1 protein-coding gene is annotated in these 650 nt (G+C 44.8%); it reads left to right on the plus strand.

What is annotated here, in order from left to right; genetic code table 11:
* Positions 1–650: malto-oligosyltrehalose synthase (locus HC175_RS16150; RefSeq protein ID WP_209310025.1), on the plus strand; the 650-nt coding region annotated here is incomplete at both ends.

The raw sequence follows: 650 nt of genomic DNA on the forward strand, positions 1-650 counted from the left end.
TTACTGTAGAAGGTTTTCACAAGAGGATGCAGTTGCGCAGAGAGGATTTTCCGCTTTCTATAAATGCGACGGCTACTCACGATACGAAACGTGGGGAAGATTCCCGAATGAGGATCGATGTGCTAAGTGAGATAGGCGAGGAGTGGTTTGAGAATATAGGACAGTGGAAGAAGACCGGGGAAAATCTTCGGAAAGAAAAAAATATCCCCGATGCCAATGAGGAGTATTTTATATATCAAATGCTTATTGGAGCCTGGCCATTTAGCGGAGAACCGGGGGAAGAATTTTTGGAAAGATCCACGGCTTATCTTCAAAAGGTTCTGAGGGAGGCAAAGGTGAATTCTTCCTGGGCACAACCCGATGAAAATTATGAAGAACAGGTTTATGATTTTTTGAAGAAGCTGGTCAAAAAGGATGAATTTCTTGACTCCTTCGGAAAATTCCACAGAAAAATAGCCGCATACGGGGCTATAAAATCCCTTTCCCAGTCGCTGCTGAAGATCACCGCACCCGGCATCCCCGATGTCTATCAGGGAACAGAATTGTGGGATCTGAGTTATGTAGATCCCGATAACCGCAGGCCGGTGGATTATCAGCTCAGGAAGCAGTACCTGGAGGAAATAAAGGCTGAAAATGTTCATGAACAACTT

The sequence above is a fragment of the Salinimicrobium oceani genome, assembly GCF_012037645.1.